The sequence below is a fragment of the Stenotrophomonas pictorum JCM 9942 genome, assembly GCF_001310775.1.
GTDB lineage: Bacteria > Pseudomonadota > Gammaproteobacteria > Xanthomonadales > Xanthomonadaceae > Stenotrophomonas > Stenotrophomonas pictorum.
Window position 1 is genome coordinate 1 of record NZ_BAZI01000775.1, and the last position, 621, is coordinate 621.

General features: G+C 71.3%; 1 pseudogene. It reads right to left on the reverse strand.

The features are described 5' to 3' along the window. Nucleotides 1-621, reverse strand: a pseudogene (locus JCM9942_RS17630) (DUF4350 domain-containing protein); the annotation flags it as partial.

The following is a 621-nucleotide window of genomic DNA, read 5'->3' on the forward strand; positions in this document are numbered from 1 at the left end:
CGCGCGCCGGCGCAGACGGGCCAGGAAGGCCTGACGCACGGCGTCGTACAGCAGCGGCGTCTTGCCGTAGCGGTGCAGGTGTTCGCCGCTGGCGCGGACGTGTTCCAGCAGTGAGCGCCGTTCCTCGCGCGGCGAGGGCAGCAGCGCACCAAAGCGCTGACTGCGCGCCCACAGCCAGGCCAGCATCGCCAGCAGCAGGGGCAGCCATACCGGCCAGCCGCGCTGCAACACCATCTTCCACAGCGAGGGCGCCTGCACCGCGTAGACCAGGTGGACCGTGCCCTTGCCGTAGTTCGGGGCCAGCAGCAGGCGGGCCAGATCGCGATGCGGGATATCGCGCAGGCCGCCCGTCGCGCCGTTGCCATTGCGCAGGAAGTCCATGTCGGCCAGTACGTCCACGCGGCCGATACCGTAGCGCAGGCGCGCATAGGCCAGGGTGTCGTCCAAGCCATCGCCCCAGTGCAGCTCGATACGTCGGCTGCCGGCGAGATTGAAGCGGGTGCCCGAACAGAACTCCTGATGCCGCTCCTGGGCGGCGACCTGCCAGGGCTGGCAGCGCGCCGGGACCTCGCTGGGGAGGATGCCCAGGCGGCCCAGCAGTGTGGCGGGGCTGTCGGGGCG